General features: G+C 64.4%; 11 protein-coding genes. 3 read left to right on the top strand and 8 right to left on the bottom strand.

Annotation, left to right across the window (positions count from 1 at the left end; translation table 11 throughout):
- The first annotated feature begins 237 nt into the window (after positions 1-237).
- The gene (locus AC3ENJ_RS10835) at positions 238-1,188 is read left to right on the top strand and encodes a GIY-YIG nuclease family protein (protein WP_431814050.1); all 951 of its coding nucleotides are present in this window, start codon (positions 238-240) and stop codon (positions 1,186-1,188) included.
- Between the two features lie 270 nt (positions 1,189-1,458).
- Here the strand turns inward: AC3ENJ_RS10835 and AC3ENJ_RS10840 are convergent, their stop codons facing one another.
- From AC3ENJ_RS10840 to AC3ENJ_RS10850, 3 genes are all read right to left on the bottom strand, one after another.
- Positions 1,459-2,793 carry an SDR family NAD(P)-dependent oxidoreductase gene (locus AC3ENJ_RS10840; RefSeq protein WP_431814051.1) on the bottom strand — a complete coding sequence of 445 codons (1,335 nt, stop codon included), beginning with the start codon at positions 2,791-2,793 and terminating at the stop codon, positions 1,459-1,461.
- 253 nt (positions 2,794-3,046) lie between these two features.
- Complete coding sequence (locus AC3ENJ_RS10845; protein ID WP_190782132.1) at positions 3,047-3,622, bottom strand: DapH/DapD/GlmU-related protein; 576 nt, start codon at positions 3,620-3,622, stop codon at positions 3,047-3,049.
- 15 nt (positions 3,623-3,637) lie between these two features.
- The gene (locus AC3ENJ_RS10850; RefSeq protein ID WP_190782131.1) at positions 3,638-4,660 is read right to left on the bottom strand and encodes a zinc-dependent alcohol dehydrogenase family protein; all 1,023 of its coding nucleotides are present in this window, start codon (positions 4,658-4,660) and stop codon (positions 3,638-3,640) included.
- A gap of 93 nt (positions 4,661-4,753) precedes the next feature.
- Between AC3ENJ_RS10850 and AC3ENJ_RS10855 the strand changes: the two genes are divergently transcribed.
- A complete protein-coding gene (locus AC3ENJ_RS10855) occupies positions 4,754-5,197 on the top strand; it encodes a MerR family transcriptional regulator (protein ID WP_431814052.1) in 444 nt (147 codons plus the stop codon).
- A 96-nt stretch (positions 5,198-5,293) separates the two neighbouring features.
- Here the strand turns inward: AC3ENJ_RS10855 and xdhC are convergent, their stop codons facing one another.
- From xdhC to AC3ENJ_RS10875, 4 genes are all read right to left on the bottom strand, one after another.
- The gene (gene xdhC / locus AC3ENJ_RS10860; RefSeq protein ID WP_431814053.1) at positions 5,294-6,106 is read right to left on the bottom strand and encodes a xanthine dehydrogenase accessory protein XdhC; all 813 of its coding nucleotides are present in this window, start codon (positions 6,104-6,106) and stop codon (positions 5,294-5,296) included.
- Positions 6,107-6,135: 29 nt separating this feature from the next.
- Positions 6,136-8,628, bottom strand: coding sequence for a xanthine dehydrogenase molybdopterin binding subunit (gene xdhB / locus AC3ENJ_RS10865; RefSeq protein ID WP_431814054.1), 2,493 nt, complete (start codon positions 8,626-8,628; stop codon positions 6,136-6,138).
- The gene (locus AC3ENJ_RS10870; protein WP_431814055.1) at positions 8,625-10,151 is read right to left on the bottom strand and encodes a xanthine dehydrogenase small subunit; all 1,527 of its coding nucleotides are present in this window, start codon (positions 10,149-10,151) and stop codon (positions 8,625-8,627) included. Before AC3ENJ_RS10870 ends, xdhB begins: the two co-directional genes overlap by 4 nt.
- 195 nt (positions 10,152-10,346) lie before the next feature.
- The gene (locus tag AC3ENJ_RS10875; RefSeq protein WP_431814056.1) at positions 10,347-11,237 is read right to left on the bottom strand and encodes a dihydrodipicolinate synthase family protein; all 891 of its coding nucleotides are present in this window, start codon (positions 11,235-11,237) and stop codon (positions 10,347-10,349) included.
- A gap of 107 nt (positions 11,238-11,344) precedes the next feature.
- Here AC3ENJ_RS10875 and AC3ENJ_RS10880 point away from each other — a divergent pair, with 107 nt between their 5' ends.
- Positions 11,345-12,958: a Na+/H+ antiporter gene (locus AC3ENJ_RS10880; protein ID WP_431814057.1), complete on the top strand. Its 1,614-nt coding sequence runs from the start codon at positions 11,345-11,347 to the stop codon at positions 12,956-12,958.
- Between the two features lie 71 nt (positions 12,959-13,029).
- Here the strand turns inward: AC3ENJ_RS10880 and AC3ENJ_RS10885 are convergent, their stop codons facing one another.
- The gene (locus tag AC3ENJ_RS10885; RefSeq protein ID WP_431814058.1) at positions 13,030-14,658 is read right to left on the bottom strand and encodes an SLC13 family permease; all 1,629 of its coding nucleotides are present in this window, start codon (positions 14,656-14,658) and stop codon (positions 13,030-13,032) included.
- Positions 14,659-14,781: the final 123 nt, after the last annotated feature.

The raw sequence follows: 14,781 nt of genomic DNA on the forward strand, positions 1-14,781 counted from the left end.
CCGGGCAGCACAAAGAAGCCGCCCGACAGGTGCCAGGACGGCGAGCAGAGTGAAAAAGGGATCTGGAAAGACTCCGCCGCCGTCAGCGGCGAGTCCACAACTTGATCGAAGCTATGCCTTGCATGCGAGAAACGGTACGCCCTGGGTCGAGTTTGCTCAACCGTCGCGCGGGCGAATGCCATGGGGCCGCATGCGCCCGGCGGCGCAGGGTTTAATATGACCCCTCGGAGGCTATGCATGACTGACCTACATTTCCGCGAATGGAAAACTCCCGCCGGATTCGCAACATCGGCCGTGATTCCGGAGAAGCTGAGCTGCGGGATATACGAACTCTCGTTCACCAACGGGGAGCTCTACGTTGGACGGACGATCAATTTCCCAGCCAGATTCTCGACCCACCGACGACGGTGGGATGACATTGAAGCGGTTAGATTTGCGGAGGCGATTCCCGAGGAGCTGGACGACAAGGAACGAGCTACAATCCAATCGCGGGTCAAACAGAAGAAACAACTTCGCAACAAGACCTTGTTGTCGCAGCCAGTAGGACCCTCACCGCTGGACCTCATCGTTGATCCCCAGGCACAAACTGAATGGTTGCAGCACGATGCAGATTCAGAACCGCCCGGTGTGGATCCTGAACGCGTCACCCTTGCCCAGCGGCGCGTCAAATCCAGGATCAAATTCGACCAACTCCGAGACCACGCGGAATTCCCAGCGTTGATGGAATCCGTAAGCGCCTACGTTTCACAAGTCATTGTGTGGCCACAAGAAACAGAAGGCCGCCAATGGACATTAACGGCGCTTCCCAGCACCGCGCGGCACAAAGTGAACCGGCGCCTGGCTGCGCTGAGTATTCATAACGTTGAGGTTCTGGTGTTCGGCGAGATGTTCTGGGAGGACACTAGCGCTTGGGAAACTTATACCTTCATGAACACCGCGATCATGTCTGAAGTTCCGCAGGAAATCCAAGATCTCACCGAACTGACCGCAGGCTACCGGTCCACAGGAACTGTGCACCGAGTATCCACAGCCGGCCTACACGCAATTCCGCCCCTGCTCGAAATACCGGAAGTCCTACGGGCAGCGCGTCAACTGGCCATGGGCCAGCTCCGGAAAGGATCATCGGTTCTAGCGCGGCACCACAACGACTCTTTCGCTGATGAAGTCTTCGCTGCTATGGACCTCTAACAGTCGCGGGGAAGGTACTGCAATAGTTGCACCTGGATGTAACTTTCGCAGTACCGCGAAACTCTCTGGCTAAATGGGCAAGAAGCGCTAAGAATGCAGTCACTCTGGGGCCAGTTTGTGCGGCCTCTGATGGCTTGAGAGCGACTGAGATCTTGCCGGTGGCTTGAAACCGCCTGAGATCTCATGGCCGCCGACATTCCAGTCCGTAAAAATGCATTCCAGCGGCATGCTGAGGCACTTTCCGGGACTGAAATGTTCAGGGGCGCAAGTTCATGCCAGGTCCGTACCCGTTTCTCTCACACCCAGCGCCCACACCGCGTCGGCGCCCAGGGTAGAGCGCCCGCGCCGCGAAACTTCCTGGGCCTCCGGCTTACCCCTCCACTTCATGAACCCGTCCGGGCCGATGTAGCTCAGCGGCGGATAGTTTCCGACCGCGGCCTCGGCTAGGGGTAGAGCACCATCCGCGGTGGACTGAGAGAACGGGGACGTGAGTCTGACGACCATTTGGTCCAGGAACTCACTCCCCGTAACGTTCTGAAGTCCCGTAGCCGCCCAACCCGGATGCGCACATGTCACCACCACCCGAGAGCCGAGCCGCTCCTGCAACGCCCGGGCCCACAGCATGTCGCACAGCTTGGACTGCGAGTAGGCGGTCAACGGGTTCCACCGACGCCTGCGGAAATGCGGATCATTCATGTCAACCCGCCCCACCTTGTACGAGTCCGACCCCGTAATCACAATGCGCTCTCGCACCCGATCGCCGATCAGGTTGGTCAGTGCGAACGGCCCCAGGAAATTGGTGCCGAGCAGCATCTCAAAACCGTCCGCGGTCTCGCGCCGCTTCGGCGAAACAGCCCCGGCGTTGTTGACGAGCACGTCGATATCAGTGGTCAACGAGTTGGCGAACCGGCGCACGGACCCGAGATCCGCAAGATCCATGCTCGGCGTTTCGATGCGACCTGCACTTCCACTAGTGGCCGTCACTAACGACGCCGCTCTCTCCCGATTCCGCGCCGGCGCCACAACCACTCCGCCAGCAGCAGCCACCCCGAGCGCCAGCTCCCTACCGATCCCACTGGTCGCTCCGGTGATGAGCCATGTGCGGCCAGATTGGTCGGGGAGGTCGAGTGCGGTCAAGGGTAAAGACGTCATCACACCACGGTATGCGCGCTCCTCCAAACGTTGACGCAAACGTTGAAGACCCTGGGCGATGAACTGTAGGTATCCGTCCCGTTCCAGTTCTTGCAAGGCCAACTCGCCCGATTCGAGTTGCTTCCACGCGTCCTCGATACGACCCATCCGCAGGTAGCCGTCCCCCGCATTCAAGTGCAGACTCGGCGCGAATCCCTTGGCGCTGGGAACCCCGATTGGGGCGAGATCGGCGTCGGAGACATGAACGAATTCAGCGAGTGCGCGTTCATCCCATTCGACCTCTGCAGCCACAGTGGACTGCAAGTCTGCGAGGTAGTGCGCTATCACGCACCGCGGCGCGTGCTCGGCCGACGTCGTGTCGGACCAGCACTCGCGCAGCGCCTTTTCTCCGAGTTCATGGTGACCGCTCAATGTCAGCTGGACGGCATCCAGAACAGCGCCCCAATCAGTCATTGACCCAGTATCCCCTTCACTCGCGCAACGGACCCGCAATCTGATCGACGTTGCGGCCCTCGCGGCCGGACCAGTGCATCCTGATCGACAGTCGAGCCACTAAACCCGGTTTTCAGGGTCTTTAGGTCGATTAGAGTGCAGAGCGCTGAGCTGTCACGGTCCTACCGTCGATCGATCTCCTCCAGGTTCTTGGTACTGGTCGTCCTCGTCTCAGCCATACTCCCACCCTAGAAACCCAGGGTGAATAGCTCAGTCACCCCTCGACCGGAACCGACCGCACCACCCTCGCCGGAGAACCGACCACCACGGCATTGACGGGGACATCCTTGGTGACCACGGAGGCAGCGGCGACCACAGCGCCGTCGCCAATCGTGACGCCCGGCAGAACCGTGACATTCGACCCCAGCCACACGCGCTTGCCAATGACGATCGGCGCGGGGTGCATGTCCGCACGGCGGGCGGGATCCAGGTCGTGATTGAGGGTCGCGAGCAGGGCGTTGTGACCAATCAACGAATCGTCGCCAACGCTCACCCCTCCCTGATCCTGGAACTTGCAGCCGGAATTGATGAAAATCCGCTTCCCCAGGGTGATGTTCTTACCGAAGTCGCTGTAGAACGGCGGGAACAGTGCCACGGATTCGTGCACCGGCTTACCGATCAGTTGAGCCAACAGCTCCAGTACGCGCGTGGGCTCGTGGTAGCCGCCGTTGAGCTCAGCGGTCACGCGCAGGGCATCCTGGCTGATCCGATGCATCACGGCATGCAGTGGCGAACCGCCGGTAATGGTTTCGCCAGCGCCGAGCGCGGCGAGCAGATCGTCGAGTTCCATGTTCGTCTCCTAACGTCAGGGCCTGAGCAAGACTTTGATGGCCTTGCGCTCGTCCATGGCCTGGTATCCCTCTGCGGCGCGGTCGAGAGGGAGTTCGAGGTCGAAGACCTTGCCCGGCTCGATCCTTCGGTCCCAGATCAGCTGAATCAATTCGGGCAGGAACCGCCGCACCGGCGCGGGCCCACCGTGCAGGTGCACCAGCCCGAAGAACAGTTCCAGGCCGTTGAGTGAGACATCGTGCGAGACGCCCACGTAGCCCACATGCCCACCGGGCCGGGTCGACTGGACCGCCTGCATCATGGATTCCTGGGTGCCCACCGCTTCAATCACGCTGTCCGCGCCCAGCCCGTCGGTGAGTTCTTTGATCTTCTCGACGCCGGCCTCCCCGCGTTCTTCCACGATGTCCGTGGCCCCGAATTCCTTGGCGAGCTTCTGGCGGGATTCGTGGCGGCTCATCGCGATGATTTTTTCTGCTCCCAGCTGTTTGGCGGCCAGCACTGCCATGAGGCCGACGGCGCCGTCCCCGACTACCGCAACAGACTTACCGGGCCCCGCCTCGGCTGCGACGGCTCCGAACCAACCGGTTCCGAGCACGTCGGAGGCGGCGAGCAGGGAGGGAATCAGATCGCCGTCGGGCTGGCCCGGGGTGGCGACCAGAGTGCCGTCGGCATAGGGAATGCGCGCGTACTCGGCCTGGGTACCAATCTGACCATCGACGAAAATACCGTTGACGCAGCGGGACTGGTAACCATTGGCGCAGATGGGGCACGTGTTGTCCGAGATGACGAACGAGCCCACCACGAAATCGCCAGGCTTCACTGTCTTGACGTCGTCGCCGATCTGCTCGACGACGCCCACGTATTCGTGGCCCATGTGCTGGTTCTCAGCCGGGTCCGCGCCGCGGTATGGCCACAGATCTGAACCGCACACGCACGCGGCCACGATCTTGATGACTGCGTCCGTGGGTTCCTGAATGATGGGATTTTCGCGTTCTTCGACCCGGACGTCGCCGGGCCCGTGCAGTACTACTCCGCGCATGGTGTTCTCCTCAAAATTTTGGTCAGTGGTTTGATGGTCACAGTTGAAGTTCACTTCAAGTCAAGGACCCGTCAAGAGTTTCTAGGAGACGCCATGACCTACACCATCGGAGAAACTGCGGAGCTACTGGGGGTTCCGGCCTCGACCATGCGCTACTACGACAAAGAGGGGCTATTGCCAGAGCTTTCCCGAGGTGCCGGGGGACGACGAGTGTTCGCGGACAAGGATCTCGAGGCCCTCAAAGTCATCGACTGCTTGAAGCAGTCCGGCCTCCACATCAGTGAGATCCGCCAATTCATGCAGTGGTACCAGCAGGGCGATGAGACGCTTGAGCAGCGCCGGGCGCTGTTCCAGAACTGCCGAGCTTTGTTGATCGAACAAATGAAACAGCTCCAACGCACTCTGGAGATCGTTGAGTACAAGTGCTGGTACTACGAAACGGCCACCCGTCGTGGCTCCGAGAGAGCGGTTCTCGACCTGCCGGAGGACCAGATTCCCGAGCGTATTCGCGGTTACAGGGGCCGGCTCGAGGTCTGAGCGAGGGCCCCGCCCAGCCCCGGCCGAGGTACCGGACCAACAAGTTCAAAAAGAGACGCGGAGATAGTGCCCTCCGGCCGCTCTTCCCGAATTACCTCACGAACCAGGCCGCTGCACACCCTCAAACACCCGCAGCAAATCCGCCGCCACACTCACGGCAATGACCGCGGGCTCCTTGCCGGTGATACCCGGAATGCCGATGGGGCAGGAAATCCGGCTGATGGCGGCGACGTCGTGGCCTTCGTCGCTTAAGCGTTTGCGGAAACGCGACCATTTGGCGGAGGACCCGATCAGCCCCACCGTGCCCAGGTCACCGCGGCGCAGGGCGGTGTCGCAAAGGATGAAATCCTCCGAATGGTCGTGGCTCATGATGAGCACGTGCGCGCCGGCCGACAGCTCGGTGAGAGTGGTTTCCGGCGCGGGGCTGTGGTGGAGGTGGACCTGGGCGGTTCCCTTCAAAACGTCCGCGAACCGGTCCGGATCCAGCTGATCGGCCCGGCTGTCCACCAAATGCACGGTCACGGGAAAGCGGGACAGCACCCGCGCCAGTTCGTACCCCACGTGCCCCACACCGAAGATGGCAACCGTGGGCCGGGCCTGCTGCGGCTCGAGCAGCACGGTGACCACGCCCCCGCAGCACTGTCGGCCGTGCTTCACGGTGGCGTGCTCGTTGAGCGAGAAGGTCATGGTCTCGGGTTCGGAGCCGCCCGCGGCGAGCATCGCCCTGGCGCGGTCGATCACGGTTGCCTCCAGGTTCCCGCCGCCCACGGTGTCCCAGACCTGTGACTCACTCACGACCATCTTGGCCCCCGGTTCCCGGGGCGCATGCCCGCGCACCTCGATCACCGTGACCAGCACGCCCGCGAGGCCCTCCCCGCGCAAGTGCTGCAGGGCGTCCAACCAGTCCATGTCAGTAGTCCACGTCAGATGGGCAGGCGTCAGCGTGCGGTCGCGGCGGCGTCCCGCACATCCTCGGACGCGGTCGCCGACGTCGCCTCGCCAGCCGAACCGGTCGCGATCGCGGTTGCCTCCGCCTCCGCCGACGACGACGCCGCCCGGTCCCGGCGCGCGTCCCGGGAACCGGAAGCGCCGCACTCCGCGAGCGCCCTGCGCGCATCCTGAACCGCCCAGAACACAGCCTCGGGAGTGGCCGGGCTGGCCAACAGGACACTGTGCCCTTCCGGCCCGAACGCCGCCGCGGCCTCCCGCAGTGCCTCTCGCACGCTGAACGCCAGCATCAGCGGCGGCTCGCCCACGGCCTTGGACCCGTACACCACGCCGCTCTCGGTCGCTTTCTCGAACAAATGCACGTTGAACTCTTCGGGCATTTCCGAGAAGCTCGGCAGCTTGTACGTGCTCGCGGCCTGGGTGGTCAGACGGCCGCGGGAAGGGCCGTCGGACTCGTCCCAGCGCAGGTCTTCCAGCGTGAGCCAACCGGCGCCCTGCACGAAGCCGCCCTCGATCTGACCGATATCGATCAGCGGGGACAGGCTGTCGCCCACGTCATGCACGATGTCCGTGCGCAGCAACCGGTACGCGCCCGTGAACCCGTCCACCTCCACCTCGGAGACCGACGCCCCGTAGGAGAAATACTTGAACGGTTCACCCTGCATCCGGTCCGCGTCCCAGTGCAGCCCCTCGGTGCGGTAGTACCCGGCGGCCCACAGGGAGATCCGCTGGAAATACGCGTCGTGGGCCAACTCGGCAAAGGACATCTGCCGGTCGTGGAAACCGATGCCGGTGACCGTGCCGTCGACAAAGCGCACGTCGTCGGGATGAATGTTGAACGTGCGGGCGGCGACCTCGGCCAGCCGGTCACGAATCTGCTCACACGCGTTCTTGACCGCACCGCCGTTGAGGTCCGCGCCGGAGCTGGCCGCCGTGGCGGAGGTGTTGGGTACTTTGTCCGTGCGGGTGGGCGCCAAGCGCACGGTCTCCAGCGGCACGCCCAGCGCGGTGGCCGCGACCTGCCGCATCTTGGTGTGCAGCCCCTGCCCCATTTCTGTGCCCCCGTGATTGATGAGCACGGAACCGTCCCGGTACACGTGCACGAGCGCACCGGCCTGGTTGAAGGCGGTGAGGTTGAACGAGATGCCGAACTTCACCGGGGTGACCGCGAGCGCGCGGCGGGTATCGGGGTGGGTTGCGTTGAAGTCCTCGATCTCGGCGCGCCGTTCCCGCACGTCCGCGCGCTGGTGCACCTGCCGCCAGACCTCGGACAGGCGCTCCGCATGGCGCACCGGCTGACCATAGGGCGTGCTTTGACCCGGCACGTAGAGGTTGCGGGCGCGCAGTTCCGTGGGATCCAGGCCGAGCAGCGGTGCGCACCGACCCAGGATGTCCTCGATCACCAGCATGCCCTGCGGCCCGCCGAACCCGCGGAAGGCGGTCTGCGAGGTCTTGTTCGTCCGCGCGATCCGCCCGTGGACCTCCACGTGGGGGATCCAGTAGGCGTTGTCGATGTGGCACAGCGTCCGCTGCATCACCGGCTCCGAGAGATCCAGGCTCCACCCGCCGTCACTGGTCACGGTGGCCCGCAGCGCTTGGAGGCGACCGTCGTCGTCGAACGCTACCTCCCAGGACGCGTGGTAGGGGTGTCGCTTGCCGGTGATCGTGATGTCCTGATTGCGCGTCAGTCGCAGCCGGACCGGCCGCCCGGTGAGCGTGGCACCCAGCGCGGCGATCGCGGCGAAACCGTGCGGCTGCATTTCCTTGCCGCCAAAGCCACCGCCCATGCGCAGGCATTGCACCGTGACGTCATGGTTGTCCAGGCCCAGCACGCGCGCCACGATTTCCTGCGTCTCACTCGGGTGCTGGGTGCTGCACTGGACGAACACCTGCCCGCCCTCATCCACATACGCGAACGACGCGTGAGTCTCCAGGTAGAAGTGCTCCTGCCCGCCGAACTCGATCTCCCCGCTGAAGCGGTGGGTCCCGTTGGCCAGGCCGGTTTCGACGTCGCCGCGGCTCACCGTGGGTTGGCGGCCCTGGAAACTCTGGGCCGCAATGGCTTCCGTGAGAGCGATCAGGGACGGCAGGGGTTCGTACTCGACCTTGATCGTTTCCGCTCCGAGCCGTGCGGCTTCCAGGCTTTCCCCCAAGACCCAGCACACGGCGTGGCCGTGGAACATGACTTCGCTGGGGAACAGGGGTTCGTCCTCCTTGATGCCGGCGTCATTGATGCCCGGCACGTCCTCCGCGGTGAGAACCCTGGCCACGCCGGGCACTTCGAGGGCGGGGACGACGTCCAGGGACGTCACCCGTGCGTGGGCGTGCGGGGCCTGCAGCGGCCAGGCATGGAGCACGTTCTGATGGCGAACAATGAGGTCGTCGGTGTAGAGCGCGCACCCCGTGGCGTGCTCGGCACCGTGCTCGTGGGCCACGGTCACGCCGACCACCGGGTTCTCGGGGCGTTCTGCGAGGGATTTCATCGGGTGACCTCCTGAGCCTGGGCGGGCTGCTGCTGCGCCCAGAACTTGAGCAGGGATTGTTCGAGCATGGCCGAGCGGTAGCGGGCGCTGGCTCGCATATCGTCGATCGGGGTGCCCTGCCGGGCCAGCAGTGCGGCGGCGTTCACCGCGGTTTCGCGGGTCCACGGCTGACCGATGAGGGCTGCCTCGACCTCGCGTGCACGGATCGGGGTGGCGGCCACACCGCCCAGGCCGATGCGCGCGGAGGTGATTGCGGCGGCGTCGTCGACCTGAATCGCGATCGCCACGGCCACACTGGAGATGTCGTCGAAACGGCGCTTGGCGATCTTGTGGAACGCGGCATGGTCGGCCAGCGGCAGCGGGATGCGCACGGCGCGGAGGATTTCGTCCGGACGGCGGACGCTTTCGCGGTAGCCGGTGTAGTACGCGGCGAGCGGGACCTCGCGGTCCCCGCCCTTGGAGGCGAGCACCACGGAGGCACCGAGCGCGAGGAGCACCGGGGCGGAGTCGCCGATGGGTGAGCCGGTGCCCAGGTTGCCGCCGAACGTGGCCGCGTTGCGGATCAGGCGGGACGCGAACTGCGGGAAGAGCTGGTCGAGCAGCGGCACACGACCGCCCAGGCCGCGTTCGACCTCGGACAGGCTCAGCGCGGCGCCGATCTCGATCTGGTCATCCCCGAAGCGCAGCGTACGCAGCTCGTCGAGGCGATCCACGGCGAGCACCACGGGCGGGCGGACGTGGCGGATGTTGACCTCCACGCCGAGGTCGGTGGCCCCGGCAACCAGGCGCACCTCCTGCTCTTCGTCCCGCGCCTGCTCGAGGTGGTCGAAGAGCTCACCCAGGTCAGCGGGGCGCACGAAACATGCACCGGCGGTGTCGATGCGGGTGTGGCTCGGTTTCGGGGCCGGTTCCTCTTGCCGACGCCGCAGCAGGTCCGTATCCCCGGGCTCGCCCAGGGCGTAGGCGGCGTCGCGGATGGGGCGGTAGCCGGTGCAACGACAGAGGTTGCCGCTCAGGGCGTGCAGATCAAAACCGTTGGGGCCGCATTCGTGATCCGCGGCGTGCTCCTCACCCTGGACGTCCGTGCCAGTTTGGTCGTGGGCCGGGGCATCAGCGGAACTGCGTTCGGGGCGGTAGTACTCCGCGGCCATTGCGCACACGAAGCCGGGAGTGCAGTAGCCGCACTGGGATCCGCCGCGGGTGGCCATTTCCCGCTGCACCGGGTGCAGTTGTCCGGGACCGCGGGGGCCGGGTGCGGTGCCGAGCCCCTCGGAGGTGACCACTTCCTGGCCGTCGAAAGCCACAGCGGGTGGCAGGCATGCATTGACGGAGGTCCAGCGGGTGCGATCCTCGCCGTCCGGCCGTGCGACCAGTACTGCGCAGGCACCGCATTCGCCTTCCGCACAGCCCTCTTTGGCGCCGGTCAGCCCCTGGTCGCGGAGAAAGTCCAGCAAACGCGTGTGGGGACTGACGCCGTCGAAGCCGCGTTCGTGGCCGTTGATGGTTAACCGGATCTCGCTCATGGCGTTGAACTCCTCGTGACAAGCCACTGGCTGCGACGTGGAGTGGATCGATCCTCAGCTGTACCGGGAGCCCTCTGGTGCCGAACCAGTGCATTTCTTGGTTGCTCGCCCGGTAGATAGTCCGATGCCGGACCCGCCGTAGGCTGCTTCAAATGTAAGCCAGTTCACAGTGGGGGTGCAAGGCGCGGGGCGGCGTCAGGCAAGGTTCAAATCGTCAATGACTCTTTGTACGCGTGCGCACTGCTGCTCGTTGAGACCTTGGATGGGCAAGGGCAGACACTTCTCAGGCACCAGACCCACGAACTCGGCAATGGCCGCTACCACGCGCAGACTTCCGAACTCCGCGTTGAGCTCCCACAGCGGGGCGAGGCGGACAGATTCTTTGGTGGCTTCGTTTGCGTCGCCGGCCTGAACGAGGCGCGCGAGCCTCACCGCCAGCTCCGGCAGGGTCCCACCGATCACCGAGTACCAAGCATCGCACCCGGCCTCCAGGCCGCCGACGGCGCCCTGGTCACCCGAGATGCCAATGGTCACGTTCTCAGGGATGGCGCTTCGGATGTCCTGGACCCGCTTCCGTGCTTCCGCGCTGTTGGCGGGCAATGCCGGGATCTTGATGGACGCGATGCCCGATAACCCTGCGATACGGGCGTACAGGTCCGTGGTGAACGAGAAGTGTGTGGTTCCTGGGTTGTCGTAGACAATGACCGGCAACTCCGTGTGCTCGGTGACGGCGCGGAAGAGTTCGAACACGTCGTTCTCGGTCAGGGCCTGGTAGCTCACGGGGGCGAGCAGGAGGGCTGAGGCGCCGGCTTGGGCGGCGTCGTCGGCGTGGGCAAGCACCTGGGAGGTGCGCAGCGCGCCGATGCCCACGAACACCGGGACGTCACCCGCGTGTTGGACCGCCAGTTGCGCGACTCGCCGGCGTTCGTCGCGGGTTAGGTACGCGTAGGAGCCGGTGGAGCCGAGGGCGGTGATGGAGTCCACGCCGGCGGCCGCAAGATGTTCGATCAGATTTTTATATGCCTTTTCATCAAGAAGGTTGTTGTGGAGCGGCGTGAGCGGGAACGCGCTGAGTCCGGTGAACATGTGGGCCCCTTTCATGACTCTCGTGAGCTCCGCGAATCGCGGTGGGATTAACATGCAATCCCAGGCTCTGATCATCCCGTGCGTCAGGTCCGCAAGGAAAGAGAGCCATGATGTTCGTTGAAATTGCCCTGGTGAGCGGTCTTGTTCTGCTGCTGGGCTCCTTACTCGCCAAGAGATTCGGCCTTATCGAACCGGTGGTGCTGGTGGCCGCGGGTGTTGTGGCGGCACTCCTGTTGCCCACCATGCGAAACCTCCAGTTGCCCTCCGAGCTGGTGCTGTCCATCCTTCTCCCGCTGCTGCTGTTCTGGGAAGCCGCGAATATTTCGCAGCGGGAGATTCGCAAGGTGTTGCGCGGTGTGATCATCAACGCGACCCTCTTGGTGCTCGTCACGGCCGTGTCCGTGGGGTTCGTGGGGCAATGGTTGGGATTGGGGCTTGGCACGGCGTTGCTGATCGGTGCGGCCGTTGCACCTACCGATGCCACGGCCGTGGCGGCCATGGGTCGCGGTGTGGACCGGCAAACCATGACGCAGCTGCGTGCGGAATCGTTGATCAATGACGGTACGGCATTAGTGGTCTTCGCCCTCGCTCTGGAGTTCGCCTCCGGTGACAACGAGATCACCGTCGGACACGCATCGGGTTTCTTCGCCATCTCGTTCATCGGCGGGATCCTGGCGGGGTTGGCCGTGGGGTGGGTGACCTCAAGGATCATCTCCGTCACGGAAGATGCCATACGCAACAACGTGTTCACACTCATCGCTCCGCTGGCGGGTTATTTCCTGGCCGAGACCGTTGAGGCTTCGGGTGTTCTGGCCGCCGTGGTGGCCGGGCTTTTCCTGGCCCAGGCCGGTCCGCGCCGCTACAACGCCGCGTCCCGCAGCCTGTTCTTCCCGTTCTGGGGCATGACCACGTACCTGATCAACGGCACCCTGTTCGTGTTCGTGGGCGTCGAGCTGCCCGCGATCATCGCAGGCCTTCCCGGTGCGGACGTGTGGCGAGCCGTGGGTGCAACGTTCGGGATCTACGTCACGATGATCCTCGTTCGTTTTGTGTTCGGAGAAGTGGCCATACGGCTGATCCGGTTGGTTGACCGGCGGCCGACCCAACGGTTGCGGCGCACCACGCTGCGCCAACGCGTGGTCAATTCCGTGGCCGGGTTCCGCGGCGCGGTGTCCCTGGCCGTGGCCTTTTCGATTCCGACGACGCTCGACGGCGCGGCATTCCCGGGCCGCGACATGGCCGTCTTCATCACCTCCGGCGTAGTGCTGTTGTCCCTGGTGGTGCAGGGGTTGTTGATGCCCGTGGTGGTGCGCTGGTTCAACGCCAAGCCCGGACCCAATGTGGAGCCGGAGGGCACGGACGAACGCGAAGAGCTGGAGGCCCTGGTCAAGACCGCCCAGGCCGCAGTCGAGGCGCTGCCCACCTTGGCCCAAGAGCAGGGGGCGTCGCAGAAAGCCATGGAACGCGTGCGATCCGAGTACCGCATGAACGCCACGGCATGGTCCAGCGAGCTGGCCGAGGACCTGGACACCAAATCCCACGCCGTCGTTTCGTTCCGAGCGGACGAGCACACCTTGCGCGTGGCGGTTGCCCAGGTCTCTCGCAGGCAGCTGATCGACATGCGCGACCGCGGGGACATCAACGATGAAGCGCTCACCCGGCTCCTGCGGCGCATCGATCTGGAGGAACTGCGCATCACCGGTCCGGTGGAGATGGAGTAGATGAGCTCAGGACGACGACGCCGCTCCTTACGGCGTCGTCGGGCCCTGTCGCGGGGTAGAGGAGCGGGACCTTACCCGCCGATCCCGACCACGGCGATCATCACGGGCACGATGGTCACGATGAGGATCACGCCCAGGATGTCGAAGAAGATGCCGGTGCGGATCATGCGGGTGATGGGCACGGCGCCGGTGCCGTAGACGATCGCGTTCTGCGGGGTGGAGACCGGAAGCATGAACCCGAAGGATGCGGCAAAGGTCGCGGCCATGGCCGGCACGAACGGGTCCACGCCCATGGCCTGACACAGCGGGATCACGATCGGCACGATGACCGCCGCGGACGCCGTGTTGGACGTGGTCTCCGAGATCAGCACGGCCAGTACTGCGGAGAACACGGTGATCGTCACGACGTTGGTGATGTTCAGATTTTCGGATGCCCCGGTGCCAATGGTTTCCGCCAGGCCGGTGTCCGCGAGGAGCGAGCCGAAGATGATGCCGGTGCCGAACAGGAGAATGGTTCCCCAGTCGATCTTGGCGGCGTCGGACCAGGTGAGGGTTGCTTCGCGCTTCTTCCAATTGGTGGGAAGCAGGAACAACAGGGACGCGCCCAGGACCGCCACGATGCCCTCGTCGAGACGGTCATCCACAAAGATGTAGGCGTCGGACTCGGTGCCACCGACCAGGCTGACAACCGCCGGGAGCAGCCAGAGAGTCACCGTGAAGCCGAACGCGATCAGCGTGTTCTTCTCCGCCCGGGACATGGGCCCTTGTTCTTCCCGATGCTGGCGGACGTATTCCTCCACGCCCTCGATCCGACGAATTTCTGGCCTGTTGAGCAGGACCATGACGATGGTCAGAACAACGAACATGGCCAGGCAGACCGGGAACGCAATGGCCATCCACTGGGCGAAAGAAATGCGGGTGCCGGTGGCCTCCTCAATGAGACCGCGGCCGATCAGGTTGGGCGGGGAACCGACCGGGGTCAGCAGACCACCCACACTCGCGCCGTAGGCGAGCATGAGCAACAGTGCCGCACCCACACGCAGTCGCAACGGGTCGAAGTTGGCCTTGACCACGCCGCGGTCCTGCATCATCTCTGCAATGACCGCCAGGATGCCCAGCGCGGTGGGCATGAGCATGGCCACCGTGGCGGTGTTGGAGACGAACGCGGAGAGAATGCACGTGATCACACCGAAGGCAATGATGATCCGGTACGTGGATCGGCCGACTCCCGGTAATGACAGCACCGCGAGCGCGAGCCGCTGGGCGATACCGTGTTTGAGCATGGCAGCGGCCAGGATGAACGCTCCGATGAAGGTGAAGATCGTGGTCGAGCCGAACGGCGCGAGGACGTCCCCGGCCGGGGCCACGCCGAGTATCACCACCGCCGCCACCCCCATAAGGCCACCCACCGGAATGGGCACAGGCTCGCAGATCCAGAGGATGATCACGCCCAGCAGGACGGCCGCCAGGGTGTGCTGATTCCGCTCCAGGTTCAGCGGGAGCAGCGCAAAGATGACGGCGACGACCGGGGCGAGAAACAGCCCGGAGGTCTGGCGAGCGCGTTCGAACTTCTCCTCCCGCGGGGACAACGTCTGCTCGCTGAGGCTGCGGAAGGTCGTGCCACCCAGCAGGGCGGCGCGCACATCCGTGCGTTGTGATGAGGGGGCGGTTCCGGCGGACTCGGATTCCTGCGTGGTCATGGCGAAAGCCTTTCGTCGCGGTCATCGCGGGATAAAAACACCATGCCCCTGTGACTTGTATCACGTCCAAGGCGTGTTATCTACTGGATGCATAGGCAAAAGCAATGGATCAGGGGTAGGACG

This window comes from Kocuria sp. cx-455 (genome assembly GCF_057707085.1).